The organism is Sphingorhabdus sp., from assembly GCF_044338195.1.
Taxonomy (GTDB): domain Bacteria; phylum Pseudomonadota; class Alphaproteobacteria; order Sphingomonadales; family Sphingomonadaceae; genus Sphingorhabdus_B.
In genome coordinates this window covers 1-24,396 of sequence record NZ_JBIIMC010000029.1, presented here as the reverse complement: position 1 = coordinate 24,396, position 24,396 = coordinate 1, and the positions used below count along the sequence as shown (strand labels likewise).

The 24,396-nt window shown below is 56.9% G+C and carries 29 protein-coding genes; 9 read left to right on the top strand and 20 right to left on the bottom strand.

The window, feature by feature from the left end:
* On the top strand, positions 1-334 hold a 334-nt coding region (locus tag ACIQZK_RS08575; protein ID WP_397575761.1), incomplete at its 5' end, for a type II secretion system F family protein.
* A gap of 21 nt (positions 335-355) precedes the next feature.
* Positions 356-1,351 (top strand): type II secretion system F family protein, encoded by a 996-nt coding sequence (locus tag ACIQZK_RS08570; RefSeq protein WP_397575760.1) that lies wholly within the window; start codon positions 356-358, stop codon positions 1,349-1,351.
* Between the two features lie 25 nt (positions 1,352-1,376).
* On the opposite strand, the gene ACIQZK_RS08565 is transcribed toward ACIQZK_RS08570, so the two are convergent.
* Positions 1,377-2,384, bottom strand: a complete 1,008-nt coding sequence (locus tag ACIQZK_RS08565; protein WP_397575759.1) for a fumarylacetoacetate hydrolase family protein — start codon at positions 2,382-2,384, stop codon at positions 1,377-1,379.
* 72 nt (positions 2,385-2,456) lie between these two features.
* Here ACIQZK_RS08565 and ACIQZK_RS08560 point away from each other — a divergent pair, with 72 nt between their 5' ends.
* A complete protein-coding gene (locus ACIQZK_RS08560; protein WP_397575758.1) occupies positions 2,457-3,443 on the top strand; it encodes a C13 family peptidase in 987 nt (328 codons plus the stop codon).
* On the opposite strand, the gene ACIQZK_RS08555 is transcribed toward ACIQZK_RS08560, so the two are convergent.
* Both ACIQZK_RS08555 and maiA read right to left on the bottom strand, forming a co-directional pair.
* Positions 3,427-3,873 (bottom strand): MarR family winged helix-turn-helix transcriptional regulator, encoded by a 447-nt coding sequence (locus ACIQZK_RS08555; RefSeq protein WP_397575757.1) that lies wholly within the window; start codon positions 3,871-3,873, stop codon positions 3,427-3,429. The genes ACIQZK_RS08560 and ACIQZK_RS08555 overlap by 17 nt on opposite strands.
* Positions 3,874-3,909: 36 nt before the next feature.
* Positions 3,910-4,542, bottom strand: coding sequence for a maleylacetoacetate isomerase (gene maiA, locus ACIQZK_RS08550; protein WP_397575756.1), 633 nt, complete (start codon positions 4,540-4,542; stop codon positions 3,910-3,912).
* Positions 4,543-4,635: 93 nt separating this feature from the next.
* Here maiA and ACIQZK_RS08545 point away from each other — a divergent pair, with 93 nt between their 5' ends.
* Complete coding sequence (locus ACIQZK_RS08545; protein WP_397575755.1) at positions 4,636-5,058, top strand: DUF2147 domain-containing protein; 423 nt, start codon at positions 4,636-4,638, stop codon at positions 5,056-5,058.
* Between the two features lie 24 nt (positions 5,059-5,082).
* Here ACIQZK_RS08545 and ACIQZK_RS08540 read toward each other — a convergent pair whose 3' ends face one another.
* Positions 5,083-5,940: an ABC transporter permease gene (locus ACIQZK_RS08540; RefSeq protein ID WP_397575754.1), complete on the bottom strand. Its 858-nt coding sequence runs from the start codon at positions 5,938-5,940 to the stop codon at positions 5,083-5,085.
* Between the two features lie 91 nt (positions 5,941-6,031).
* On the opposite strand from ACIQZK_RS08540, the gene ACIQZK_RS08535 reads away from it, so the two are divergent.
* The 3 genes from ACIQZK_RS08535 to parE all read left to right on the top strand — a co-directional run bounded on the left by ACIQZK_RS08535 (position 6,032) and on the right by parE (position 9,170).
* Positions 6,032-6,706, top strand: coding sequence for a GcrA family cell cycle regulator (locus ACIQZK_RS08535; RefSeq protein ID WP_395636106.1), 675 nt, complete (start codon positions 6,032-6,034; stop codon positions 6,704-6,706).
* Between the two features lie 19 nt (positions 6,707-6,725).
* Positions 6,726-7,109, top strand: a complete 384-nt coding sequence (locus ACIQZK_RS08530; protein ID WP_397575753.1) for a PaaI family thioesterase — start codon at positions 6,726-6,728, stop codon at positions 7,107-7,109.
* 72 nt (positions 7,110-7,181) lie between these two features.
* Positions 7,182-9,170 carry a DNA topoisomerase IV subunit B gene (parE, locus tag ACIQZK_RS08525; RefSeq protein ID WP_397575752.1) on the top strand — a complete coding sequence of 663 codons (1,989 nt, stop codon included), beginning with the start codon at positions 7,182-7,184 and terminating at the stop codon, positions 9,168-9,170.
* 112 nt (positions 9,171-9,282) lie between these two features.
* Here the strand turns inward: parE and ACIQZK_RS08520 are convergent, their stop codons facing one another.
* The 13 genes from ACIQZK_RS08520 to ACIQZK_RS08460 form a co-directional block, all read right to left on the bottom strand.
* Positions 9,283-10,074 (bottom strand): LysR family transcriptional regulator, encoded by a 792-nt coding sequence (locus tag ACIQZK_RS08520; protein WP_397575751.1) that lies wholly within the window; start codon positions 10,072-10,074, stop codon positions 9,283-9,285.
* Positions 10,075-10,081: 7 nt separating this feature from the next.
* The gene (gene apaG / locus ACIQZK_RS08515) at positions 10,082-10,492 is read right to left on the bottom strand and encodes a Co2+/Mg2+ efflux protein ApaG (RefSeq protein WP_397575750.1); all 411 of its coding nucleotides are present in this window, start codon (positions 10,490-10,492) and stop codon (positions 10,082-10,084) included.
* Entirely contained in the window at positions 10,489-11,697 is a 1,209-nt protein-coding gene (locus tag ACIQZK_RS08510) for a trans-sulfuration enzyme family protein (protein WP_397575749.1), read from the bottom strand. Before ACIQZK_RS08510 ends, apaG begins: the two co-directional genes overlap by 4 nt.
* 202 nt (positions 11,698-11,899) lie before the next feature.
* Positions 11,900-12,943, bottom strand: coding sequence for a 3-isopropylmalate dehydrogenase (leuB, locus tag ACIQZK_RS08505; RefSeq protein WP_397575748.1), 1,044 nt, complete (start codon positions 12,941-12,943; stop codon positions 11,900-11,902).
* A gap of 133 nt (positions 12,944-13,076) precedes the next feature.
* Positions 13,077-13,667 (bottom strand): DNA repair protein RecO, encoded by a 591-nt coding sequence (locus ACIQZK_RS08500; protein ID WP_397575747.1) that lies wholly within the window; start codon positions 13,665-13,667, stop codon positions 13,077-13,079.
* A gap of 37 nt (positions 13,668-13,704) precedes the next feature.
* Complete coding sequence (locus tag ACIQZK_RS08495) at positions 13,705-14,025, bottom strand: hypothetical protein (protein ID WP_397575746.1); 321 nt, start codon at positions 14,023-14,025, stop codon at positions 13,705-13,707.
* Between the two features lie 62 nt (positions 14,026-14,087).
* Positions 14,088-14,978 (bottom strand): alpha/beta fold hydrolase, encoded by an 891-nt coding sequence (locus tag ACIQZK_RS08490; RefSeq protein WP_397575745.1) that lies wholly within the window; start codon positions 14,976-14,978, stop codon positions 14,088-14,090.
* A gap of 55 nt (positions 14,979-15,033) precedes the next feature.
* The gene (gene uvrC, locus ACIQZK_RS08485) at positions 15,034-16,971 is read right to left on the bottom strand and encodes an excinuclease ABC subunit UvrC (RefSeq protein WP_397575744.1); all 1,938 of its coding nucleotides are present in this window, start codon (positions 16,969-16,971) and stop codon (positions 15,034-15,036) included.
* Positions 16,972-17,082: 111 nt separating this feature from the next.
* Positions 17,083-17,727: a F0F1 ATP synthase subunit B gene (locus ACIQZK_RS08480; RefSeq protein WP_397575743.1), complete on the bottom strand. Its 645-nt coding sequence runs from the start codon at positions 17,725-17,727 to the stop codon at positions 17,083-17,085.
* Positions 17,720-18,214 carry an ATPase gene (locus tag ACIQZK_RS08475; RefSeq protein WP_397575742.1) on the bottom strand — a complete coding sequence of 165 codons (495 nt, stop codon included), beginning with the start codon at positions 18,212-18,214 and terminating at the stop codon, positions 17,720-17,722. The genes ACIQZK_RS08480 and ACIQZK_RS08475 overlap by 8 nt, the downstream gene beginning before the upstream one ends.
* A gap of 58 nt (positions 18,215-18,272) precedes the next feature.
* Positions 18,273-18,500 (bottom strand): F0F1 ATP synthase subunit C, encoded by a 228-nt coding sequence (locus ACIQZK_RS08470; protein ID WP_125229901.1) that lies wholly within the window; start codon positions 18,498-18,500, stop codon positions 18,273-18,275.
* Between the two features lie 42 nt (positions 18,501-18,542).
* Positions 18,543-19,337: a F0F1 ATP synthase subunit A gene (locus ACIQZK_RS08465; protein ID WP_397575764.1), complete on the bottom strand. Its 795-nt coding sequence runs from the start codon at positions 19,335-19,337 to the stop codon at positions 18,543-18,545.
* A gap of 37 nt (positions 19,338-19,374) precedes the next feature.
* Complete coding sequence (locus tag ACIQZK_RS08460; RefSeq protein WP_395637376.1) at positions 19,375-19,692, bottom strand: AtpZ/AtpI family protein; 318 nt, start codon at positions 19,690-19,692, stop codon at positions 19,375-19,377.
* 314 nt (positions 19,693-20,006) lie between these two features.
* On the opposite strand from ACIQZK_RS08460, the gene radC reads away from it, so the two are divergent.
* A complete protein-coding gene (gene radC / locus ACIQZK_RS08455) occupies positions 20,007-20,702 on the top strand; it encodes a DNA repair protein RadC (RefSeq protein WP_397575741.1) in 696 nt (231 codons plus the stop codon).
* Between the two features lie 47 nt (positions 20,703-20,749).
* Positions 20,750-22,003 carry a multidrug effflux MFS transporter gene (locus ACIQZK_RS08450; protein ID WP_397575740.1) on the top strand — a complete coding sequence of 418 codons (1,254 nt, stop codon included), beginning with the start codon at positions 20,750-20,752 and terminating at the stop codon, positions 22,001-22,003.
* Between the two features lie 107 nt (positions 22,004-22,110).
* On the opposite strand, the gene ACIQZK_RS08445 is transcribed toward ACIQZK_RS08450, so the two are convergent.
* From ACIQZK_RS08445 to ACIQZK_RS08435, 3 genes are all read right to left on the bottom strand, one after another.
* Complete coding sequence (locus ACIQZK_RS08445; RefSeq protein WP_397575763.1) at positions 22,111-23,559, bottom strand: amino acid permease; 1,449 nt, start codon at positions 23,557-23,559, stop codon at positions 22,111-22,113.
* Between the two features lie 68 nt (positions 23,560-23,627).
* On the bottom strand, positions 23,628-24,005 hold the full coding sequence (locus ACIQZK_RS08440; protein WP_395634556.1) for a histidine triad nucleotide-binding protein: 378 nt from the start codon (positions 24,003-24,005) through the stop codon (positions 23,628-23,630).
* A gap of 1 nt (position 24,006) precedes the next feature.
* Positions 24,007-24,333 (bottom strand): phosphoribosyl-ATP diphosphatase, encoded by a 327-nt coding sequence (locus ACIQZK_RS08435; protein ID WP_397575762.1) that lies wholly within the window; start codon positions 24,331-24,333, stop codon positions 24,007-24,009.
* Positions 24,334-24,396 lie beyond the last annotated feature (63 nt).

Here is a 24,396-nt window from a genome sequence, read left to right as displayed (position 1 = left end):
CACCGCAGAATTCCAGTTTTTCGTCATCACCTTGGCCATTCAGCGCGAAACGGGCGGCAACTTGGCCGAAACACTCGCCAACCTTGCCGATGTTTTGCGCAAGCGTGCGCAAATGAAGCTAAAAATTCGCGCAATGTCATCTGAAGCGAGGGCATCGGCCTATATCGTCGGGTCGTTGCCATTTTTCGTGTCCGGCATGATCTGGATGCTTAACCCGAAATATATCGAAGGCTTCTTTAACGAACCACGTTTGATGACCGCCGGTGTCATCGGTGCAATATGGATGGCGATCGGCGCGTTCATAATGGCCAAAATGGTCAATTTCGAAATTTAAGCTGGGGACAGGATAGCAAAAATGACCAATCCGGGTGGACCTCAACTTTTGGGCATGGACGCCATGTGGCTCGCGACATTGCTCTCCGTCGTGGCGGGCATTGCTGTCGTGGTTGCCATCTATTCAGTCATCACTGTGCGCGATCCAATGGCCAAGCGCGTGAAGGCGCTGAACGAGCGCCGTGAGCAGCTAAAAGCCGGCATCGCCGGCACAACATCGAAAAAGCGTGCCAAGCTTGTCCGCAAAACCCAAACAACAGATAAAATGCGCCAGTTGCTTACAAAGCTTCAGGTTTTGCAGGACGATCAGGTTAAGGTGGTGCAGCAACGGCTGGCACAGGCGGGCATCCGCCGCAAAGAGCTCGCGGTCTCGGTTATCTTCAGCCGCATGGTGCTGCCGATCATTTTCGGTGGCGGGTCCTGCTTGTGGATTTACGGGCTGGATGGCGTACCCGACTGGGGCGCGATGAAGAAATTTTGTGCGTTCGCAGCGGCGACGATTTTGAGCTACAAGGCCGCTGACATCTATCTTACAAACCTGGTGACGAAACGCACCCATGCCATCCGCAAAGGGCTTCCAGACGCGCTCGACTTGCTGGTGATTTGCGCAGAGGCTGGCTTGACCGTCGATGCCGCATTTAACCGCGTGGCAAAAGAACTGGGCCGCGCCTATCCCGAATTGGGTGATGAATTTGCGCTCACCGCGATTGAGCTTGGCTTTTTAACCGAACGCCGCGCTGCGTTCGAAAATCTGGCGTACCGGGTCAATCTGGACTCGATCCGGGGCGTTGTGACGACCATGATTCAGACCGAAAAATATGGTACGCCATTGGCATCAGCCTTGCGCGTATTGTCGGCCGAATTCCGGAACGAGCGCATGATGCGCGCCGAAGAAAAAGCCGCACGTTTGCCGGCCATTATGACGGTGCCGTTGATCCTTTTCATTCTGCCGACACTGTTCATCGTTATAATCGGGCCAGCCGCCTGTTCGATTGGCGACGCGTTTTCGAAACAGTGAACGGGGCGCCATGGCGCCGTCCCTTTCAACCCAAACGCACAGTCTGTTCGATGGCGCCGAAAATGCTGTGGCCAGCGTCGTCGCGGACTTCGATGCGGACGACATCTCCATTTTGCAGGAATGGCGTGGTCATTTCGCCGGTTGCGATTTTTTCGACCATGCGCACTTCGGCAAGACAGCTGTAGCCGCGTCCGCCATCGGCGACGGGACGGCCGGGGCCGCCATCGGCATCGCGGTTGGACACGGTGCCTGAACCGATAATCGACCCTGCCCCCAAATTGCGCGTCTTCGCCAAATGCGCAATCAGGACACCGAAATCGAATGTGCAGTCTTCCGACGCCACGGCCCGGCCAAATGGCGCGCCGTTCAAGTCAACATTCAATGTCCGGTGCAGCTTGCCGCTTTGCCAATAGGACCCAAGGCTGTCGGGCGTCACGAACACCGGTGACAAGGCGCTGGCGGGCTTGGACTGCACAAAGCCAAAGCCTTTTTCCAGTTCCGCAGGGATCAGATTGCGCAACGATACGTCGTTCACAAGGCCCACCAGCCTGATATGCGCCAGCGCGTCTGCCACCTGCGTGCCCTTTGGCACATCGCCGGTGACGACAACGATCTCCGCCTCCAAATCGCAACCCCATGCGGCATCAGCCAGCATGATGTTATCGCGCGCGCCCATAAAATCGTCGGACCCGCCCTGATACATCAATGGATCATGCCAAAAGCTTGCCGGCAATTCCGCGCCGCGCGCCTTGCGGACCAGTTCGACATGATTGACATAAGCAGAGCCATCAGCCCACTGATATGCGCGGGGCAGCGGGGCGGCGGCGTCATGTTCATGGAATCGTTCGCGCGGGATGACGGCATGTTCCAGATCGGTCGCCAATGCCTCAAGCCGCGGCGCAATATAGTCCCAGTCATCCAGCGCGGCCTGCAATGTCGGCGCGATATGCGCTGCGTCGGCATACCAAGCGAGATCATTGGAAACGACAACCAGATGACCGTCACGACCCGACTTTAATGATGCAAGTTTCATAATCTCTCTCCAGTTTTTCACATCATGCAACGATATTGCTGTTGCGGCAACCGGGCCTGTGCGTTTAGACCTATGCACATGGGGTTGGGGCTCGCCAAAATGCGAATGTTTCAAGCAAGTGCCTTGGCACTTTCCTTGTTCGTCTCCGGATCGGCGTTTAGCCAGCAGCAGAGCTTTAGCACCGCGGAGGCCGGGAAAAATGGCTGGTCGATGGAGCAAAACCGTTCTGCCAGCTGGTATCTTTCGCAACACAAGCGCCTCGCCACCGCGATAGCAAATCTGCAGCCGCAAAAGCCCGGTGTCGTGGATGCCTATGTCATTTCGATTGGGCTCGACTCCGACGCCGTGTTCGGACGGGAATCGGCTGAAGCGGCCAAGGTTCTCGCGCGCCGCTATGGCGCAACGGGCAAAACGCTGCTCCTCGCCGCTGGGGCCGACGATGCACCATCGGGCGCGCCACAGGGTTCGCCATCCAATCTTGCCGTCGCTCTGGCCGCGATTGCAGGCAAAATGGATCTGAAAGAAGACGTGCTGATTTTATTCGCCACCACCCATGGCGACCCCGTGTCGGGGCTTGCCTATCGTGACGGGAATGACGGTGTCGGCATGATTGCACCGCAGCGATTGTCCGCACTGCTCGATGGCGTGGGGATAAAGCGCCGAATGGTTCTGATCTCCGCTTGCTATTCAGGGATATTCATTCCGTTGCTGACTAATGACCAGACCGTCATTGTGACCGCGGCATCATCGCAACGCACATCGTTCGGCTGTGCACCGGGCAATGACTGGACGTTTTTCGGCGACGCGTTGGTGAACAATGGCTTACGCAAGCCGCAGAAATTTGATGATGCCGTTGCCGAGGCGGTTCAGCTGATTTCCCGGTGGGAAACTATGTTGGAGCTTGTGCCGTCACGGCCACAAGTTTTTGTCGGCGAAAATGCGCATGTCTGGCTTGATGCGCTGGAACTAAAAATGCCCAAGACCGAAACCCCGAAAATGGGCCGGCCCGCAATCGCCACCGATTACCAGCGTCCTAGCGAAGCTAACCCAGCTCGATGACGCGTGCGCGTAACTGCGCCAGCATAAGCTCCAACTGCTTCGCCTCACCGCTGCCCAATATCTTCTCCAGCTCAGCCTCCAACTGCAGCGCCTCCGGCACGATTTGGTCATAGAGGCTGCGGCCCGCGACCGTCAGGGCCAAATGGTGCGACCGCCCATCGCTGCTATTGGGCACGCGGCTGATGAGCGCGCGTTCCTCCAGCGCCTTGCACGCACGGTTGACCGTCACCTTGTCCATCGCCGTAGCCGCCACCAATTCGCGCTGCGTTGCGACCTCTGCCTCCCCCAAAAGCGCCATCACCCGCCATTCGGGCACCTTCAGCGCAAATTTGCCGCGATAGGCGCGCGCGATCAGGTCGCTGACCGCGTTTGAGGTAATCGACAATTGATAGGGTAGGAAAGCGCTGAGCTTAAGGTTCTTTTGTGGCATGAAATTCACTCTGTTATGGCGTGGACCGCATGTGCGTCAGTCGGGTTTCACCTGATCCGGATGGGCGGCGATGAACGCAGGCAACGCCGTCAGCGCCGCGTCAATTCGCAATAATTTGGGGAACTGGTCCAATGGCGTATCCACCCGCCGTGCGTTGGCCATTTGCGGGACAAGGCAGACATCGGCAAGGTTTGGCATGTCGCCACCAAATAATCCGTCGCCCGGCGCCATATTCTCCAACGCCGTGAACCCTTCCACGATCCAATGCCGGTACCAACTATCAACGGCTTCCTGCGACTGCCCCATTTCATCTTTCAAATAACGCAGCACGCGCAGATTATCGATTGGGTGAATGTCCGCCGCGATAATCAGCGCCTGCGCCAATGTTTTGGCCCGATCCGCTGGGTTGGACGACAGCATCGCCGGTTCTGGATACTTGGCGTCGAGATAATCGATTATCGCAAGGCTTTGCGTCAAATCATGGCCGTCGATCGACAGCATGGGGACAAAACCTTGCGGATTGCGCGCGACATAGGCCGGTGCCTTTTGTGCATTGTCCAACAGGCTTGTCGGCACGCGTGTGTACGACACATTTTTCAGATTGAGGACAATCCGCACCCGGTAACTTGCCGAGGAACGCCAATAGTCGAACAGGGTGATCGCATTCATGACGTCACAATTAGCATGGCGCCCGTAAAAGGCAAAAGCATTGCAGAACGGCCCGCCCTTGCATATGTCTGGCGCAGATAAAAAAGACTGAGGATGACCGACGTGAAAAAATGGATAACCGCCGCTGGATTATTGATGCTGCCCTTATCGGCGCAGGCCGCTTCGCCCATTACCGGCCGATGGGTCACGCAAAGCAAGGACGGCGTCGTGGAAGTCTATCCCTGCGGCGAAAATATATGCGGCAAGCTGTCCAAATTCCTTGTGAACCCGCCAGCCGGCCCCGGCGCGAAGGACATCAACAATCCGGACAAGGCGCTGCGCAGCCGGACAATCTTGGGCATGAATGTTTTGACGGGTTTCAAAGCGGCGGGCGATGAATGGAAAGGCCAGATTTACGATCCCAAATCGGGCAAAACCTATCGGTCGATTGTCTATAAAGGCAAATCGGGCAATCTGGTGGTCAAAGGCTGTATTGGGCCCTTTTGTCAGGCCCAAACATGGACACCGGCGCGTTAAATAGTAACGCACCGGATGCGTTCATTAAGAGCGCAATTTCCAACCCGACCGCAGCAGCAAGTAGCAGATGGTCGCAAGCACTATGTTCAGTGCAAGCAGCACCATCGCGCCAAATAGCACGGGACTGTCTGCAGCACCGATAAAGCCATAGCGAAAGCCCGAAATTGCGTAGAAGAACGGGTTGGCGTGGCTGATCGCCTGAAATGTCGGGGCCAGCTTATCAACCGAATAGAACGTCCCCGACAGCAAGGCCGCAGGGGCAACAACGAAGTTGCTGACCACGGCCGCATGGTCGAATTTCTCCGCCCAGATCGATGTCATAACGCCGATCAGCGCCAGCATCATCGAACCCATCAGGCCGAACCACAATATCGCCCACATATGCGCTGGGGTGACATTGACGCCGGGCCATATTGCCATTGCAAGCCAGATGGTACCGCCCACCAGAAACGCGCGGGTCACCGCCGCAAATGTCAACGCGGCCAAAACCTCGGCATTGGACAAGGGTGGCATCAGATAATCGACAATCGTGCCCTGCATTTTACCGACCAGCAAAGAGAAGCTGGAATTGGCAAAGGCATTTTGCATCATACCCATGATGATAAGGCCAGGCGCGATGAAATCTGCAAAAGAAACGCCCAGAACCTGTGGCTTCACGCTTCCCAAAGCCACGGTAAAAATAATCAGATACAGCAAAGTCGTAATGGCCGGAGCCCATACCGTTTGCATCTGCACCTTAAAGAAGCGGCGCACTTCTTTCATATATAGGGTTTGCAGCCCAATCCAGTTTACGTTGCGGATGTGCCGTTCGCCGTCGGGCAGTTGCACAACGGGGTTCGCGTCCCTATCTGGGCCAAGATCGCTTTTATGGTGGATAGTCATCGCGCAATCGACTATCGGCTTGCAGGCTTAACCGCAAGGCGCAAATGCGCCGCGACTGCGGTACGACACATTAGATATTGGGAAAGTTTCTATGTCCTGGACCGACCAGCGGATTGATCAGTTAAAAGCGCTTTGGGATAAAGGCCTGACAGCAAGCCAGATTGCCGAAGAGCTTGGCGGTGTTAGCCGCAATGCCGTGATCGGCAAGGCCCATCGCTTGGGACTAAAATCACGCCCGTCGCCGGTGAAGGCCAACGACACAGACAAAAAGGCTGCGCCGAAAAAGCCAGCTGCTGCAGCGCCTGCAAAGGCACCTGCCCCCGCTGCGCCTGTGCGCGCCCGCGCCGCTGCACCGGTTGCTGAGCCTATCGCGCCAGTAGTCGCAGATGACGACGCCGCCGAAGCACCTGCACCGCGCGCATCGTCGATGCCACGTATCGTTTCCATCGGACCCGGCGGTTTCATGCGTCAGGGCCCCGGCGATCAGCAGGCACCGATTCCACCAGCACCGCCACGCCGCCTTGTGCCCGCAAAGCCAAGCCCCGAAATGGCCGACAAAACATCGTTGCTGGATTTGAACGAGCGCATTTGCCGTTGGCCCTTGGGTCACCCCGGTGAAGCCGATTTCCATTTCTGCGGTGTCCCGGTAAACCCCGGTTTTCCGTACTGCGTCGAACATTGTGGCCGTGCCTATCAGGCGCAGTTACCACGCGGCGTCCGCCGCCCTCCACCACCAATGCCATTTGGCGGACCAAGGGTTCGTTAAGACTAAGGTGAGATAGAGCATGGATCATCCATTTGCGGATCTCATCGGTTTAACATTAGAACAGCAAGGCGGCGGCAGCAGCACATTTTCGCTGTCGGTCGATGATCGGCATTTAAATCCGCACGGTGTTGTGAATGGCGCTGTCCTCTACGCTATGGCGGATACAGGCATGGGCGCGGCGCTGTATTCGACACTAGATGCTGGATATGCGTGCGCGACAATTGATATCTCGATCAGCTATTTCCGGCCAGTCGCGGAGGGCCAGTTGCTGTGCGAAACCGTTTTGGACAATAAGGGCCGAACCATTGCCCATTTAACCGCCCGTATCACTCAGAATGACAAGTTGGTTGCGCAGGCAAGTGGCAATTTCGCCATTATGTCCATGCCCCCGGAAAGACGCTGATCCGGTTTATTTCCACAGCCGAGTTTCGTTCGGCTGTTGCGCCGCTAACTCTCCCGCGCCTATAGCATTGTCATGACCGATGACCTGTTTGGCGGGAGCGCGGCCGCCACTGCCGCATCCAATGATTATACCGCTTCTGCAATTGAAGTGTTGGAGGGGCTTGAGCCGGTTCGCCGTCGCCCGGGCATGTATATTGGCGGCATCGACGAACGCGCCTTGCACCATCTCGCGTCCGAAGTACTCGACAACTCAATGGACGAAGCCGTCGCCGGCCATGCCAGCCGCATTGAAGTGCATTTGGGCGTTGGCAACCGGCTGACCATCACCGACAATGGCCGCGGCATTCCGGTTGATCCGCATCCGAAATTTCCGGACAAATCGGCGCTTGAGGTCATTCTGACGACTTTGCACTCCGGCGGTAAGTTCACGGACAAGGCGTATGCGACATCCGGCGGCTTGCATGGCGTCGGCGTGTCTGTCGTCAACGCCCTGTCCACCGATACCGTTGTCGAAGTTGCCCGCAACAAGCAGCTATATCGCCAACGCTTCGCGCAAGGCCATCCGGTCGGTAAGCTGGAAGAGCTTGGTCCCACCCCCAACCGGCGCGGCACCACCATCGCGTTCACGCCGGACCCTGAAATTTTCGGCGCGGATGCGAAGTTCAAACCCGCGCGCTTGTTCAAGCTTGCCCGGTCGAAGGCCTATTTGTTCGCTGGCGTCGAAATCCGCTGGCGCTGCGACGCGGAACTCGCGAGCTCAGATGTCCCCGCCGAAGCGGTGTTCCAATTCCCCGGCGGCCTGTCCGACCATTTGCGCGAACAGCTTGGCACCCGCGCCTGCGCGACCACAGAATTTTTCTCAGGCACGCAAGATTTCCCCGATGCGCAAGGCCGCGTCGAATGGGCAATTTCGTGGCCACTATATTCCGACGGTTCGTATAGCTGGTATTGTAACACCATTCCGACCCCCGACGGCGGCACCCATGAAGCCGGCGTGCGCGCTGCGCTGACCAAGGGCTTGCGCGCCTTTGGCGAATTGATTGGCCAGAAAAAAGCGGCGCAGATATCGGCGGAAGACATTTTCAACGAAGCCGAATTGATGTTGTCGGTGTTCATCCGTAACCCGCAATTCCAAAGCCAGACCAAAGACCGGCTGACCTCACCCGAAGCCACGCGCTTGGTGGAAAACGCCGTGCGGGACCATTTCGACCATTATCTTGCCGACAATATGGAGCGCGGCAAGGCGTTGATGGGCTTCATCCTGGAAAAGGTCGACGACCGCCTGCGCCGCAAGGCCGAGCGTGAAGTCAAACGCAAAACCGCGACATCAGGCCGCAAGGTGCGTCTGCCCGGCAAGCTGACCGATTGCGCATCGGATGATCCCACCGGCACCGAATTGTTCATCGTCGAAGGCGACAGCGCTGGCGGCAGCGCAAAGCAAGCGCGTGACCGTAAGACGCAGGCGATTCTGCCGATCCGGGGTAAAATCCTGAACGTCGCTTCGGCCACCGCAGACAAAATCCGCGCCAACAATGAAATCGCGGATCTTCAGCTCGCGCTCGGCTGTGGCACGCGCAAGGACTGCAACCCCGACAATTTGCGCTATGAACGCATCATCATCATGACCGATGCGGATGTCGACGGCGCGCATATCGCGACGCTGTTAATGACATTCTTCTTTCAGGAAATGTCCGAAATCGTGAAGGCCGGGCATCTCTTCCTCGCGCGGCCGCCTTTGTATCGCCTGACGCATGGCAGCCAAAGCGTATACGCCGCCGACGACGCGCACCGCGCCGAATTGGAAGCGACCGTTTTCAAGGGCAAGAAAGTCGATGTTGGCCGGTTCAAGGGGTTGGGTGAAATGAACCCGAACCAGTTGAAAGAAACGACGATGGACCCCGCGACCCGCTCGCTGATCCGCATTACCCTGCCGCATGAATATGAACGGCGCGCCGTGGTCAATGACCTCGTCGACCGGCTGATGGGCAAAAATCCGGAGCACCGGTTCAACTTCATTCAGGAAAACGCCGCGCAGCTGGATGAGGACACGATTGACGCTTGAGGCGTCACAGCCAGCCGTCACCCTGAACTTGGTTCAGGGTCTTAATTTTTGAAACGAAGGCACAAGGAAGTAAGATGCTGAAACAAGTTCAGCATGACTGGGGGTATGGTCGTCAGGCCGTTAAAGCCTCGACCAAGGCCTTGACCTTTTTCTGCCGCCATTGCGGCAAAGGCGCGACCAGCCAATAGGCTTCTTCGCTTTCCTTCGCATTGTCGACCGCGCGTATTTTTCCGCTCGCCAAATCGGCTTCGGCCAAAAGGAGGGGGACCGTTGCCCTGCCCAGCCCAATGGCGGCCGCGTCAATCGCAAGGCCGGCATCGGCGAGCCGAAGTGCAGCCACGCCGTCGGCGACAGGGCAATTGGGCCAGCTGATCGGCGTTTCCGCCCCGCCTTCGGGCGCTGCGACGGTCACATGCGCGCCAGCGGCGAGCTTAACGCCTTCATGCTCGCCGGGGCCAGTGGCCAGACGGATCGCGAGATCAAGATTGGCTTCGGTAAAATCGACATCCTCGTCCGCTGCCACCAAAGTGAAGCGGGTGTCGGGGTTTGCCTTGCTGAATTTTGCCAACCGCGCGGCCAGCCATTTTGCGGTAAAATCGCGTGGCGCAGCGATGGTCAGCGAATTGGAGGATTGCCCCGCCTGCATCGCGCGGACGGACTCTTCAAACTGCAAAAATCCTGCACGCAATGCATCAAGGCCATTTGTCGCCTCGTCCGTAAGCTCAAGCCCCTTGGGCGTACGGCGGAAAAGAACGACGCCCAGCATATCTTCCAGCGCGCGGATCTGTTGACCGACGGCCGCTGGCGTCACCGCGAGCTCGTCCGCCGCCTTGGTAAAGCTTAAATGCCGCGCTGAAGCGTCCAGCACGCGCAAACCATTAAGGGGCAGATGCGTACGCTTCATCGGATGCTCAACGCGCTATGGCCGGTGCGACCAGCGTAAAGCGTGGAATTTCGGCAAGGAAGGTCGTGCCATCTTCACGGATGAAGCGATATTGCCCTTCCATCGTGCCACTTGGTGTGGGCAGCGGGCAGCCCGACACATAATCATGGCTTTCACCGGGTTTCAGCAAGGGCTGTTCGCCGACCACGCCATCGCCATCGACATGGTTGATTGTGCCGCGACCGTCGGTGATGCGCCAGTGGCGCGTCATCAATTGCACGGGTTCATCGCCGCCATTTTCGATGCGGATATGATAGGACCAAAACCAGCGGCCCTGCGCCGGAGCCGATTGTTCTTGCAGAAAATTGGGCGACACGCGGACGGTCACGCCCTCGGTCGTTGCGCTGACCGCAAAGAAGGAATCGAGGATACTCGTCACAATCCCGCGGCCCTGAGCGCCTGATCCAGATCGTCGATCAGATCGGCGGGATCTTCCAGCCCGACATTGATGCGGATCAAGCCTTCACGCACGCCCATGGCTTCGCGGCCTTCGGGGCCCATGCCGTGGTGGGTGGAAGACGCGGGGTGGCACATCAGGCTGCGCGCATCGCCGATATTGTTCGAAATATCGATCAACTGCAGCGCATTGAGCAAGGCGTGCGCCTGCTTGCGGCCGCCATCGACTTCAAATGCAAAAATCGGTCCGCAGGCTTTCATCTGGCTCATGGCGAGATTATGTTGCGGGTGGCTGGCAAGGCCGGGATGCATGATGTGCGGCACGCGGCCTTCCAAGAATTTGCCAACGATAAGCGCGTTTTCCGACTGCCGCATCGCGCGCAGTTCCAGCGTTTCCAAACCCTTGTGCACGACCCACGCGTTGAATGGCGACAGATTGGGTCCGGTGTTGCGCTGAAACGGCAACAGCACGTCATCAATCCATTGTTGCGAACCACAGACCGCGCCGGCAAGGACGCGTCCCTGCCCGTCCATCAGCTTCGTCGCGCTATAGGCGACGACATCTGCGCCATAATCCATCGGCCGTTGCAGCACGCTGGTCGCAAAGGCGTTGTCGACCACAGAAGTGATGCCATGTTCTTTGGCGAGGCCGCAGACATAGGCCATGTCGACAATGTCCATCGTCGGGTTGGCTGGCGTTTCAAAGAAGAACACTTTTGTGTTCTGCTGAATCGCCGCTTTCCACGCATCATTGTCGCGGCTGTCGATGGTGGTCGTGCTGATACCCCATTTGGGCAGCAACGTGTCCGTCAACCAACGGCACGAGCCAAAGGCTGCCCGCGCAGCGACCACATGGTCACCCTGCGACAACTGGCACAGCAAAGCTGTCGTCATCGCCGCCATGCCCGTGGCTTGCGCGCGGCATGCCTCGGCCCCTTCCATCAGCGCAATGCGTTCCTCCAGCATTTGCACCGTCGGGTTTTGCAACCGCGAATAGGTCATGCCGTCCTGCTCACCCGCAAAACGGGCCGCTACGGTTTCCGCATCATCATAGGTAAAGCCAGACGAGAGGAACAAAGCCTCCGACGTCTCGCCATGTTCGCTACGCCATGTGCCACCGCGCACGGCCTGTGTAGCAGGACGCCAATGCCGGGTGATTTCGCGATTCTGGCCAGTCGTTTTCTTCATAAGTTCGCTTTTCGGGGACTAGAGGGGTTGCGTCAATAAGGAGATGTTGTGGATTTTACGCCGTAGCTGTTTGAAGCCACTAAAATCCAAAACCACAGATCGTCATCCCGAACTTGTTTCGGGATAACGCACGGCGGCACATTCGGGGCTCGTTATCCTGAAACAAGTTCAGGATGACGAAGATTGTGATGTTGGACCAACATCACAAGGCAGCCAACACCGCGTCGCCCATTTCGCTGGTGGACATCGTCCCACCAAGGTCGGGCGAGCGGGCACCAGCGGCAAGTGCTTTAGCGACCGCCGCGTCAATGCGGTCGGCCATTGCCGGCAAGTTGAGCGAGTAACGCAGCATCATCGCGGCGGACAAGATTGTCGCCAGCGGGTTCGCCTTGCCCTGCCCCGCAATATCCGGCGCACTGCCGTGGATGGGCTCATACAGGCCCTTCTGATTGCTATCGAGCGAGGCGCTGGGCAGCATGCCAATCGATCCGGCGCACATGCTCGCCTGATCGGACAAGATATCGCCGAACAAATTGCCGGTGACGATCACGTCAAACTGGCCGGGGTTGCGTACCAACTGCATCGCGCAATTGTCGACATACATATGGCTGAGCGTTACTTCGGGATATTCGGCGTGGGTTTCGATCACGACATCGCGCCACAGTTGCGAGGTTTCGAGCACATTGGCCTTGTCCACCGAGCATAATTTCTTGCCGCGCGCCATTGCGGTTTCAAAGCCGACGCGGGCAATGCGGCGCACTTCATCCTCATTATAGGACATGATGTCATAGCCTTCGCGCTTGCCATCCGCGGTTTTGCGCATGCCCTTTTCACCGAAATACACATCGCCATTCAATTCGCGCACGATGATCATATCGATCTGCGTGGCAACTTCGGGACGAAGCGCGCTGGCGTCCGCCAGTTCGGGGAACAAGGTTGCGGGCCGCAAATTGGCAAATAAGGACAGTTCCTTGCGCAGCCCCAATATCGCCTGTTCAGGCCGCAAGTGCCGTTCCAGCGCATCACAATCGGGGTCGCCCACCGCGCCAAACAATATCGCGTCCGCGCGCTTTGCAAGGTCCAGCGTTTCGGGGGGCAGCGGATGGCCGGTTGCCTTATAGGCCGCGCCGCCAACCAACGCGTCTTCGAAGGTCAATCCGTCAATAGCCAGCGCGTCCAATACGCGCCGTGCTTGGGTGATGACTTCGGGACCAATTCCGTCCCCGGGTAATAAGGCAATAAGCATTTTACATCATACCTAAAAATGGATCGTCATCCCGAACTTGTTTCGGGATAACAAGCTGCGGCACGTTATGCTGAAACAAGTTCAGCATGACGATATAGAGATATTCTGCAGTCCCCTGCCAAGTGCAGCGCGGTTATGCAACTGCCCTTTTCAGGCGGTCCACCAACCGTTCGCGCGCGGCCATGACATCGGCGCGGCGGTCGCCCAGAACATGCGCGACCAAGCGCTCGCGGTTTTGCGCCATCATCGCCACCGGCGCGCTGTCAGCGTCATGTTCTTCGGCATAGCCAAGTTCGGCCAGCAATAAGGTTTCATATTGCGCAATGGCCCCCGCCCAGACCCGTGCGGCGGGCGCAAGTTCAATCGCCGACAGCAACCCGTCGCACGCGCTGTATATGCGGGGATAAGGCACGCCTTCGGCCAGCGTTGCCGCGGTCAGCGCGGTGACCCAGTCAATCGCGGCAATCGCCAACGGCTCGCCCAACAAATGCGCGCGGCTGTGCAGCGGTTCAGGCGTCAGGCGGGCTAACTGCCCCGCTATGCGCGTGCGCCATTCGCCGGTGATGACATTGCCGGGGATCAGCACAGGCCGCAATTGCCGCCCCCGTGCGCCTTGCACATAGCCCGCAAGCATGCCGTAATCTTCGGAAAACGCGCGCACGATGGCGCCGGTTTCGCCGTGATTACGGACTGCACAAATGATCGCGGATGCCGTTATGTCCATACGCCCTCATGCCAACACTGCGGCATGAGGGGAAGCTCTATCCTGCGTCGGTCTGTTCGCCGCTGATCATGAACAACGTCACGCCTGCATATTTTTCCGCGTCGGCTTCGAATAAGGGGTCAATTTCGAACAATTGCTCGGTCAGTTTCAAATCGTTGAGGCCAAGCAAATGAAACGCACCCAGCTTTTTCTCACGCGGCGGCTCTCCATGCTTTTCGAGCGTAATTGCGTCGATAAACAGCGCATTGTTCTTGGAATAGAGCACATGCGGCGCAAGCTTCATCGCCACATTATTATACGTGGCGGTCACACATTTTTTGAGCGCGATAGCCTCAAGCAGCAACTGGTTGGTCGTCATTGCCTTAGACTATCGAACCAACCGGTGCGTGCAAGCATAAATTGTGCAGTGCAGCATTTTCATCAATGCGCTTGCTTAGCGTGTCCGGCGATCAAATCCACCATGCGGCCCACTTGCGAGGGCGGCAGATCATGGGCCATCTCCTCGATGATCTCCAAACGCGCGCCGGGAATGTGACGGGCGATATCCTCGCTGCCTTCTTTGGGTACAAGCGGATCAGCGCCGCCATGCACCACCAAAGTCGGCGTCGTGATTGTCTTCAAGCGTTCGACCCGGCTGCCATCGGCGATAATCGCGAGCAATTGCCGCCTTGTCCCCACGGGATAATAGCCACGGTCGAAAGCCTTGGCGGTCAATTCGGCGTGGGCATTCTCAGGGCGAGCGGGATCGGGATAGGAAAACGACCGCACCAGTTCGGTGCCGAATGCCACCGCTTCGTTACGGCTCGCGTCGGGCGGGCGCTTTACCATGAAGCTCTTCTGGATATCTGCACGCGCGCCCGGAAGGCCCGGCTTACCGCTGGAGGACATGATCGACGTCATGCTCAGCAGGCGCTCACGATGGTTCGCCGCCATCAATTGGACAATCATCCCGCCCATCGACGCGCCAGCCACATGCGCTTTGTCGATGCCCAGCGCATCGAGCAACCCAATGCCGTCTGCTGCCATATCGGTCAGCGTGTAAGGAACGCGCACGGGCAAGCCGAAGCGTGCCTTCAACATCGTCCAGACCAGATTTGGAGTCTTTGCCCCGTCCATCCACTGTGACAGACCAACGTCGCGATTGTCATAATGGATGACGCGGTAGCCCTTGCTTACAAGGCCGTGAATGAACTCGTCGGGCCACGCAATCATCTGCGCACCAAGGCCCATGACGAGCAGGATCACAGGTGCGTCGGCTGGGCCGTTTTCCTCATAATATATGTCGATATTGTTGGCGCGGATATTTGGCATGATATTCTCCCCTACCCGCCATTCTAATCAGCTGCTGAACAACTGCAAGGCTACATCATCCGTCCGCATGGAAGAAATCATACACGGTCTGCGCCACGCCAGCGGACACCCCCGGTGCTTTTTGCAAATCTTCAAGGCTGGCATTGCGCACGGCGCGCGCGGTGCCGAAATGCAGCAATAGGGCCTTTTTGCGCGAAGGTCCGATGCCCGGCACTTCATCCAGCGGGCTTACCGTTATCGCCTTGCTGCGTTTCGCACGGTGCGCACCAATGGCGTAGCGGTGCACCTCATCGCGAAGCCGCTGCAGGTAGAACAGGACTGGCGCGTTCACGGGTAAGGTCAATTCGCGTCCGTCGGGGAAGTGGAAAACTTCGCGGCCATCACGACCATGATGCGGACCTTTGGCAATGGCGATCAACGGCACGTCATCGACGCCAATTTCCTCCAGCGCGGCCTTCACGCTGCTCATCTGCCCCTTGCCGCCGTCGATCAACACCAAGTCAGGCCACTGCCCGCTGTCGCGGTCGGGATCATCCTCCTGTGCGCGCGCAAAGCGGCGCTGGAACACCTCACGCATCATCGCAAAATCGTCGTCGGTCGCGGCCTGTTTGATGTTGAACTTGCGATACTGGCCCTTGATAAAGCCTTCCGGTCCGGCAACGACCATCGCGCCCAGCGCATTGCTGCCCTGAATATGGCTGTTGTCGTAAATCTCGATCCGGCGGGGCGGCTCGGGCAGTTCAAACAGGTCCGCCACCTCTTGCAGCAACTTGCCCTGCGTCGTGCTCTCCGCCAGCCGCCGGTCCAACGCCTCGTCGGCATTGCGCGTGGCCTGTTTAACCAACCGAACGCGGTCACCGCGCTGCGGCACGCTGATTTCAATCTTGCGCTCGGCACGTTCGGACAATGCCTCCGCCAACAGAACCGCCTCGGTCAGTTCGCGATCGAGCAATATGCTTTTGGCGGGCGGCACATCTTCGTAAAATTGGGCGAGGAAGCTGGTGAACACTTCATCCTCGGTCATTTCGGCCACATGGGACGGGAAAAACGAACGATGCCCCCAATTTTGCCCGCCGCGAATGAAAAACGCCTGAATACCCATCACACCATTGCGATGCGCCAAGGCAAAGATATCGGCATCGCCAACGCCTTGCGCGTTAATCGCCTGCGACCCTTGAATGAAGGTCAGCGCCTTCAAACGGTCGCGCAGCATGGCCGCACGTTCGAAATCGAGCGCTTCGGCCGCACCCTCCATTTCCTTCGCCAGCTTTGCCTGCACGGCGGAGGATTTGCCGTCGAGGAAGGATTTGGCATCAGCAACCAGACCGTCATAAGATTGGTCATCAATCCGGCCAACGCATGGCGCGGAGCAGCGCTTGATTTGATACAACAGGCATGGCCGGTCGCGGTTGTTGAAAAAACTGTCCGAACAGCTGCGCAACAGAAAAAGCTTTTGCAACGCATTCAGCGTCTGGTTGACCGACCCCGCGCTGGCAAAAGGGCCGTAATAATGCCCCTTGTTCCGCCGCGCACCGCGATGTTTCTGGATACGCGGGAATTTATGATCGGCGCGCAGCAGGATGAAGGGGAAGCTTTTGTCGTCGCGCAGCAGCACGTTATAGGCCGGACGATAACGCTTGATCAGCTGCGCCTCCAACAACAGGGCTTCCGCCTCGCTGTTGGTGGTCACAATCGTCATCGAACGCGTGAGCGCAACCATTCTGCGCAGGCGGTTGGGCAAGCGGTCGATCTGCACATAATTGCCGACGCGGTTCTTCAACGCGCGCGCCTTGCCGACATATAATATTTCGCCGCGCGCATCGTGCATCCGGTACACGCCGGGTTTCAGCGGCAAGGTCTTCAGGACATTGCGGATGGCGGCTGTGCCAGTTTCCAGATCAGGTGTGTCCGCACCACGCACGGCATAGGTCGCCTGCTCCTCGTTAAAGCGAGAAGCCGCATTGGGTTGATCGGGGCGGTCGGCTTTGGACATGTCGGGGTGATGTAGGCAAGGTCGGTGCGCTACACAACGTCATTCCCGCAAGGACGGGGCAACATTATATGTCCGGAAGTTGTGTTCCCGCCTGCGCGGGAACCAGAAATCTTAGTTCAGCGATGCGATCGACTGGTCGATCAACGCTGCGTCGGCCTTAGCATCATGATGTGCGGCGATCAATTGCGCTGCAGCAGCAGCGGCAGCACTTGCGGCCTTGTTGCGGACATCCGCGATTGCGGCACGTTCAGCAGCAGCAATCTTTTCTTCGGCAGCCTTCGCACGGCGTTCGATCAATGCGGTCGCATCACTCTTTGCGCGGGCAACAATCTGTTTCGCTTCAGCTTCGGCAGAGGCTTTCATCGCATCGGCATCACGCGCCGCCTGCTTTGCCTTTGCTTCATACTCAACCTTGATATTTTCGGCTTCGGCACGCAGCGCGGTTGCTTGGTCCAGCTGCTGCTTAATGCCGGCAATCTGTCCGTCCAATGCGCCGGCGATCATCGCGGGCACTTTTTTCCAGATTGCCAAGATGATGACTGCAAGCATCGCCAATGCCACCAGCATCGAGGCGTCAAAGCCAAGCGCCGAAGGCGTGACATGCTCTTCTGCGCCGCCATGTGCTTCAGTCGAAGCGTGGGTAGCGGGAGCGGCGGTTTCAGCGGTAGGCGCCGCAGCGGGTGCGGCGACGTCTGCTGCTGGAACAACGGCGGTTGTTGCCGCTGCCATGTCGGTGGATGCTGCTGGATTAGCCATTGGACATTACCGCCTTCACTGCTTTCGCGGCCTGCGCCGGGGTAACTTTCGCGCCCGAAACCTTGGCAACGATGTCCGCAGCGGCGTCCGCAGCTACGGTTTCAATGCTTGCCATTGCCTTGGCTGTTGCAGCCGAAAGCGCGGCTTCCGCAGCGGCGAGCTTTACGCCGATTTCCGCATCGGCTTTCGCCAAACGGGCCTCCGCGTCTTTCGCGCCTTTTGCTTTTGCATCGCTTGCTTTGGCTTGGGCCGCAGCCCGCGCAGAAGCCAGTCCTGCTTCGCCGCTATCCCCCAAATCATCCGCTTCAGCACGCGCAAGTTCGGCAGCCGCAAGGTCGTCCGCAATCTTGCGATTACGTGCGTCCATTGTTGCTTCCACTTTTGGCAACATGCCATGACCGATCGTAAAATAGACCAAGCCAAAGACAATCATCAGCCAAAAAAACTGTGATGCATAAGTTTCAAGAATCTGGGCAATTTGTGGCATATTACGCGCTCATCCTATTGAGGAAATGCCCCGGCGGTTGCCGGGGCGAAACCGTCAATTAGGCAACGAAGATCAGGATCATCGCGATAACGAACGCGAGCAGACCGAGAAGTTCGACGGCGGCGAAGCCGATGAACAGACGGCCCTGCTGGCTGTCAGCTGCTGCTGGATTACGCAACGCGCCCTGAAGGAACGAACTAAAAACGTTACCAACACCGCCAGCGGCGATACCGGCACCAATTGCTGCCAAACCGGCACCGATCATTTGGGCTGCTTCTGCGTCCATGATAATAACTCCTGTTAAAAATAAAACTTAGTGGTTGAAATCTTAGTGCAAATTGACGGCGTCGTTGATGTACAGCGACGTCAAAAGCGCGAAAACATAAGCCTGAATAGCACAAACGAGCAGTTCAAGCAGGGTAATACCAATCATCAAAATAAAGGCTGGGAAGCTGACAATCAGCGGCACCCAAGCGGCTTCTGCATTCAAACCGTTAATCACAAATCCAGCAAGCACCTTCATCAGGATGTGCCCAGCGGTCATTGCGACGAACAAACGCAACGCGAGGCTGAATGGACGGATCATGAATGAGAACAGTTCAATGACCGGGATTAGCCACATCAATGCCAAGGGCGTACCTTGCGGAACAAACAGGCTGAAGAAATGCAGGCCATGGCGCCAAAAGCCAACGACCAAAACGGTGCCAAAGCTGAACAATGCCAGCACGGCGGTGACGGTCAAGTGGCTGGTAATGGTGAAGGGATGCACGCCGGGGACGATACCGAACGGCATCATGCCCATGAAGTTCGCCATCAGGATGAACATGAACAACGAGAACACCAAAGGCACATATTTCTTGCCTTCGGGACCGACATTTGCGGTCAGCATGTTGTTGATGAAGCCAGTTACGCCTTCGACAGCCATTTGCCAGCGGCCGGGGACCATTTCGCGCTTCATTCCGCCCGCCATGAACACCCACAGCGCGCCAAGAACAAGCACCATGAACAACGATGAGTTGGTGAACATCACGTTGTGACCTGCAATTTCCCAGTGATCAGAGCCAAATAATGGCTCAATCTTGAACTGGTACATCGGATCGATTTTGCCGCTTTCGCCTGCCACGTTCACTACCCTGTTATATACACGTCAAGCGCCCGGTTTAGTCCGGACGCTCTGCTGAAATCCTTATTATATTCCTGAAGGCGACTGCGATGCCCAAGAACATGCAGGTCAACAGGAGCGCAGGTGCGATACCCAGCCAGCGGTCCAAGACCCAGCCAACCAAAGCACCACCAGCAGGACCCGCGATCAACTCGGTTAAAACCCTGTTCCCTTGCCGCATTCCTTTGGCTGGAACCTGATCTTGACCTGAGCGTTCTGCTTCGGCTTTCCGTGCCGCTTTCAGCTGCATATCTAACGACACGAGCCGGGCGTCACTTTTGCCTTTACCATCCTGCCCGGAATTGTCCGACATCATGTGATTCCATCCAAATAAACACACGGAACCGCCACGCAATCGGGGCAACCCCGCCTAGGCATCGGCGCTTTAGGAGAGCGCCTGCGCCAAGTCAACAGCGCGTCGCCAAGAATGTTGCGTCGCAATAGAAAGGGCCGAGGCATCGCTGCCCCCGTCCTTTATTGTCGTTCGGGCGATACGCGTCGTCGCCGCGAACGTGTTTCAGTTGTGAAGGATAGCGCGGGTCCCATTTAGGCGCACTCGAATCGCGTCAATCGACTTGCACCCGCCGCAAAAATCTCCAAAAAGAACATGATCGCAAAAAGGTGGTGCTGATGGCGGACGGCGCGGATAAAATCGAACATCATGGCACCGGCCACCGCGCGCGTCTGCGCAAGCGGCTTTTTGAGCAGCAAGGCGAAGGCCTGCACGACCATGAGCTGGTGGAATATTTACTCGCATTGGCGATACCGCGCCGCGATACAAAGCAAATCGCCAAGGATCTGATCGCACGGTACGGCAGCTTATCTGCCTTGTTAACGGCCGATGCCGACAGCATCATGCGCGAAAAGTGGATGGGCGAAACAAGTGTCGCTGCGCTGAAAATCGTCCAAGTGGCTGCCCTGCGCCTCCTAAGCGCGCCCGTCCGCGAGATGCCGATTTTGTCATCATGGCAGGCGTTGCTCGACTATCTGCGTGCCGACATGGCGCATCTGACCATTGAACGCGTGCGGACCTTATATCTCAACAGCAAAAATATGCTGATCCGCGATGAGATCGCGAGCGAAGGTTCGGTCGATCAGGCGGCGATTTATACGCGCGAAGTTATCCGGCGCGCGATGGACTTGGGCGCAGCGGCCATCATCCTTGTCCACAACCACCCAAGCGGCGATAGCAGCCCAAGCCGACAAGACATTGCCATGACGCGGGACATTGCGGACGCGGGGCAAAAGTTCGGGATAACGGTGCATGACCACATTATCATCGGCAAAGACGGCTTTTCCAGCATGCGGAGCGCCGGGCTGATTTGAAGATTTAGCGGGTGGAATTATTGCGGCTGCTACCCCATAGCCGCAACATGACCTCCCCAGCTTCAGCAAAAAAATCCATCGGCCCGCGCGAATTGACCATCATGATGGCATCGCTGATGGCGCTCAACGCGTTGGCCATTGATGCAATGTTGCCAGCATTTCCCGCCATGGCACGGGGGCTGAACGTTTCCGATCCCAACCAGATTCAATATATTATTTCGGTCTTTCTGGCCGGCACCGGCATTGGCGCGTTGATCTATGGTCCGCTGTCGGACCGCTATGGCCGCAAGCCGATATTGCTGATTGCCATCATTGGCTCCGCTATTTTTTCGCTCGCTTGTTCGATTACGCCAGACTTTGAAATGATGATCGCGATGCGTTTCGCGCATGGTTTGCTCGCGGCTGCGATGGGCGTGCTCGTTATCTCCGTTATCCGCGACCAGTTTGAAGGTGACGCAATGGCGCGGCGGATGTCGACCATATTCCTTATCTTTATGATCGTGCCGATTATCGCGCCAACCATCGGACAAATGGTCCTGTTGTTTGCAGGCTGGCGGGTGATATTCGACCTGATGGCGTTCATGGCCGTGGCGGCCGCCATTTGGGTATATCTGCGCCTGCCCGAAACACTTGCGCCCGAAAATGTCATTCCGATTGAACCCCACGCGCTGGCAAAGGCATGGAAAGCCGTCGTCCTGCACCGCAACGCGGCGGGATATATGATTGGTGCGGGCATCGTTCAGGGCGCTTTGTTCGGCTATCTCAACAGCTCGCAACAGATGTTTGACAAGGTGTTCAACGCTGCCGACTTTTTCACCATCGGCTTTGCCATCATTGCCATTGGCATCGCTGTATCTAACTTCACCAATGCGCGGATTGTGGAACGTTTTGGTGCGCGCCGCGTCTCGCACACCGCGCTTTTGACCTTCATCACCCTGGGCGCATTGCAATTGCTCGCGGCGCAATTCGCGCCCAAGTCGATGCCGTTGTTCCTATTGTTGCTGACGGGCAATATGGCGATGGTTGGGTTTATCGGCTCCAACTTTTCGTCGATTGCGATGACCCCCTTTGGCCATGTCGCGGGCGCAGCGTCATCGTTTCAGACGTTCGTGCGCACGGCCTTGGCTGCCTCGCTCGGCGCCGTCATCGGGCAGCAGTTTGACGGCAGCGTCTTTCCTGTCGCGCTTGGTTTTCTGTGTTGCGGGCTTGCCGCGCTGATATTGGTTCTATGGTGTGAAAAGGGAAAGCTGTTCACACGTCCCGGCACGACCCAGCCCCTTCCCGCTGACCCGCGCAGCTAGGGTCAGGACCTAGGCAAAGAAAAGGGGCGCCGAAGCGCCCCTGCCCTTTTGTCGTGTGGTAACTAGTTTACGAAATCGCAGCTAAACCGCTTTTCGGCGCTCCGATGTTACGCAATCCCCTGGCCAACATGGCTCCGGCGGCGGCTATATAAGAAATACACAACCAACCCAATTGTTGTCCAACCCAAGAACATCAGTTCCGTGTAACCGGAAAGCTGGAAGAACAGGAACACACAACCTGCGGCAGCCAAGGGGCAAACCAAGAAGTACAAAGGTGTACGGAATGGCCGAGGACGGTCGGGATTGGTACGACGCAAAATCATGACACCGACCGCAACGGTAAAGAATGCGAACAAAGTGCCAGAGTTTGAAATGTCAGCCAATTTGCCAACAGGGAAAAGTGCGGCAAACAATGCCACAAATATACCTGTGCACAATGTTACGACATGCGGCGTTCCATATTTCGGGTGAAGTTTGGAAAACACATCAGGCAGCAATCCGTCACGCGCCATCACGAAAAAGATACGGGTTTGGCCGAACATCATCATCAAGATAACCGAAGGCAATGCCACGGCAGCCGAAATAGCCACAAGCTTCCCTGCCCATCCGTGACCAATTTCATTGAGCACGAAGGCCAAAGCTTCTTTTGATTGTGACAGTTCCCCACCCGGCTGCGCTCCAACAGCGCCCGTAGCACCCGCAGCAACCAACATGTAGATGATGGTGCAGATAGCCAGCGAACCAATCAAACCGATTGGGATATTCCGCTGCGGATTAATCGTTTCTTCTGCCGCTGTGGAAACGGCATCGAAACCAACATAAGCGAAGAAAATAGACGCTGCCGCAGCCGCAACGCCGACTGTGACCATGTTATTCGTAATCGGATCGACAACTTCCTTCGCGAAGAAGCCGTTCGGGCTAAATGGTTGGAAATTTTCTGCGTTCATTGCGGGCAATGCCAGAACAAGAAAGAGCATCAGAGCCGACACCTTGATAGCGACCAAGATTGCGTTAAAGCGCGCACTTTCTTTGGTCCCAATCAACAATAACGCCATACACAATAATGCGATGAGCATAGCGGGTACGTTGATAATGCCGGGGTTTGCGTCGAATGGCCCCGCAACAAAGTCATTACCGACCTCTATCGCAAAGATATTCTCAACCAGCCCAACCATATAACCAGACCAACCAACTGAGACAGCAGAGGCCGCGATGGCATATTCAAGGACAAGCGCCCAGCCGACAATCCATGCAATGATTTCGCCGAAAGTGGCGTAGCTATAAGTGTAAGCCGATCCTGAAACAGGCACCATTGATGCCAATTCAGAATAGCATAATGCCGCAAGTCCACAAACCACGGCAGCGATGACAAAGCTAATCATCATAGCCGGACCAGCTTTATTTGCAGCCTCCGCGGTCAAAACAAAAATGCCGGTACCAATAATGGCACCAATACCTAGCATAGTAAGCTGAAAAGCCCCCAGCGTTCGCGTGAGCGATTTTTTCTCAGCCGTAGCCAAGATCGCATCAAGCGGCTTTACGCGCCCGAAAATCATACTCATCTCCCAAAAAATCACAACTCCACAGTCGAACTAAACACTCCGTGTATTAGCGCAACTGAATTTCATCGCATAAGCATCGGACCGAGCGGTTTTCCACCAAAAATATGGACATGCAGGTGCGGAACCTCTTGATGTGAATCCATTCCGATATTGGCGAGCAACCGATAGCCGGGTTCTACCAGCCCCAATGCGCGCGCAACTTGGCCGACAGCGCGGACGAATCCGGCGATTTCCGCATCGCTGGCTTTGGCGCTAAAATCATCCCAGCAGACATAAGCGCCTTTGGGAATAACAAGGACATGCGTCGGTGCCTGCGGATTGATGTCGTGAAAGGCAAGTGCCCAGTCATCTTCAAAAACCTTTTTGCAGGGAATTTCCCCGCGCAGGATTTTGGCAAAGATATTTTGGTCATCGTAAGGCAGCGTCGCATCGATTGGCATTTTATTCTCCGGAATACTCGCGCGCGGCCTTTTCCACCAGGCCGGACACGCCTTCCCTGCGGTCAAGCTCCGCAAGCACATCATCAAACGCCACGCCACCCTCGTTGAGCAAGATCATGAGGTGGAAAAGCAGGTCTGCCGCTTCAGCGGTCAGATGGTCGGCATCCCCCGACAGCGCAGCGATGATTGTTTCGGTCGCTTCTTCGCCCACTTTCTGCGCAATTTTACCGCGACCTTTGGCGAATAACGAAGCCACATAGCTGCTATCGGGCGCAGCGTTCGCTCGCTCGGCAATGGTCTGTTCAAGTCGTGCAAGCGTGTCGCGCATCAAATATCCTTCTGCAAGGCGATAACCATGGCCTTGTCCTCTGCGGGTATCAACCCTTCCAAC

What these genes read in the sequence shown, in the direction of transcription:
- ACIQZK_RS08460 (WP_395637376.1), bottom strand. Translation starts at nt 19,692, where the DNA reads ATGATGTCGGACAATTCCGGGCAGGATGGTAAAGGCAAAAGTGACGCC.
- ACIQZK_RS08435 (WP_397575762.1), bottom strand. Translation starts at nt 24,333, where the DNA reads ATGCGCGACACGCTTGCACGACTTGAACAGACCATTGCCGAGCGAGCG.
- maiA (WP_397575756.1), bottom strand. Translation starts at nt 4,542, where the DNA reads ATGAATGCGATCACCCTGTTCGACTATTGGCGTTCCTCGGCAAGTTAC.
- ACIQZK_RS08565 (WP_397575759.1), bottom strand. Translation starts at nt 2,384, where the DNA reads ATGAAACTTGCATCATTAAAGTCGGGTCGTGACGGTCATCTGGTTGTC.
- ACIQZK_RS08495 (WP_397575746.1), bottom strand. Translation starts at nt 14,025, where the DNA reads ATGACGACCAACCAGTTGCTGCTTGAGGCTATCGCGCTCAAAAAATGT.
- leuB (WP_397575748.1), bottom strand. Translation starts at nt 12,943, where the DNA reads ATGCTTATTGCCTTATTACCCGGGGACGGAATTGGTCCCGAAGTCATC.
- ACIQZK_RS08480 (WP_397575743.1), bottom strand. Translation starts at nt 17,727, where the DNA reads ATGGCTAATCCAGCAGCATCCACCGACATGGCAGCGGCAACAACCGCC.
- ACIQZK_RS08475 (WP_397575742.1), bottom strand. Translation starts at nt 18,214, where the DNA reads ATGCCACAAATTGCCCAGATTCTTGAAACTTATGCATCACAGTTTTTT.
- ACIQZK_RS08570 (WP_397575760.1), top strand. Translation starts at nt 356, where the DNA reads ATGACCAATCCGGGTGGACCTCAACTTTTGGGCATGGACGCCATGTGG.
- ACIQZK_RS08510 (WP_397575749.1), bottom strand. Translation starts at nt 11,697, where the DNA reads ATGAAGAAAACGACTGGCCAGAATCGCGAAATCACCCGGCATTGGCGT.
- ACIQZK_RS08520 (WP_397575751.1), bottom strand. Translation starts at nt 10,074, where the DNA reads ATGAAGCGTACGCATCTGCCCCTTAATGGTTTGCGCGTGCTGGACGCT.
- ACIQZK_RS08445 (WP_397575763.1), bottom strand. Translation starts at nt 23,559, where the DNA reads ATGATTTTCGGGCGCGTAAAGCCGCTTGATGCGATCTTGGCTACGGCT.
- ACIQZK_RS08535 (WP_395636106.1), top strand. Translation starts at nt 6,032, where the DNA reads ATGTCCTGGACCGACCAGCGGATTGATCAGTTAAAAGCGCTTTGGGAT.
- ACIQZK_RS08440 (WP_395634556.1), bottom strand. Translation starts at nt 24,005, where the DNA reads ATGCCAATCGATGCGACGCTGCCTTACGATGACCAAAATATCTTTGCC.
- ACIQZK_RS08540 (WP_397575754.1), bottom strand. Translation starts at nt 5,940, where the DNA reads ATGACTATCCACCATAAAAGCGATCTTGGCCCAGATAGGGACGCGAAC.
- uvrC (WP_397575744.1), bottom strand. Translation starts at nt 16,971, where the DNA reads ATGTCCAAAGCCGACCGCCCCGATCAACCCAATGCGGCTTCTCGCTTT.
- ACIQZK_RS08530 (WP_397575753.1), top strand. Translation starts at nt 6,726, where the DNA reads ATGGATCATCCATTTGCGGATCTCATCGGTTTAACATTAGAACAGCAA.
- radC (WP_397575741.1), top strand. Translation starts at nt 20,007, where the DNA reads ATGGCGGACGGCGCGGATAAAATCGAACATCATGGCACCGGCCACCGC.
- ACIQZK_RS08560 (WP_397575758.1), top strand. Translation starts at nt 2,457, where the DNA reads ATGCACATGGGGTTGGGGCTCGCCAAAATGCGAATGTTTCAAGCAAGT.
- ACIQZK_RS08500 (WP_397575747.1), bottom strand. Translation starts at nt 13,667, where the DNA reads ATGGACATAACGGCATCCGCGATCATTTGTGCAGTCCGTAATCACGGC.
- ACIQZK_RS08490 (WP_397575745.1), bottom strand. Translation starts at nt 14,978, where the DNA reads ATGCCAAATATCCGCGCCAACAATATCGACATATATTATGAGGAAAAC.
- ACIQZK_RS08555 (WP_397575757.1), bottom strand. Translation starts at nt 3,873, where the DNA reads ATGCCACAAAAGAACCTTAAGCTCAGCGCTTTCCTACCCTATCAATTG.
- parE (WP_397575752.1), top strand. Translation starts at nt 7,182, where the DNA reads ATGACCGATGACCTGTTTGGCGGGAGCGCGGCCGCCACTGCCGCATCC.
- ACIQZK_RS08470 (WP_125229901.1), bottom strand. Translation starts at nt 18,500, where the DNA reads ATGGACGCAGAAGCAGCCCAAATGATCGGTGCCGGTTTGGCAGCAATT.
- ACIQZK_RS08450 (WP_397575740.1), top strand. Translation starts at nt 20,750, where the DNA reads ATGACCTCCCCAGCTTCAGCAAAAAAATCCATCGGCCCGCGCGAATTG.
- ACIQZK_RS08545 (WP_397575755.1), top strand. Translation starts at nt 4,636, where the DNA reads ATGACCGACGTGAAAAAATGGATAACCGCCGCTGGATTATTGATGCTG.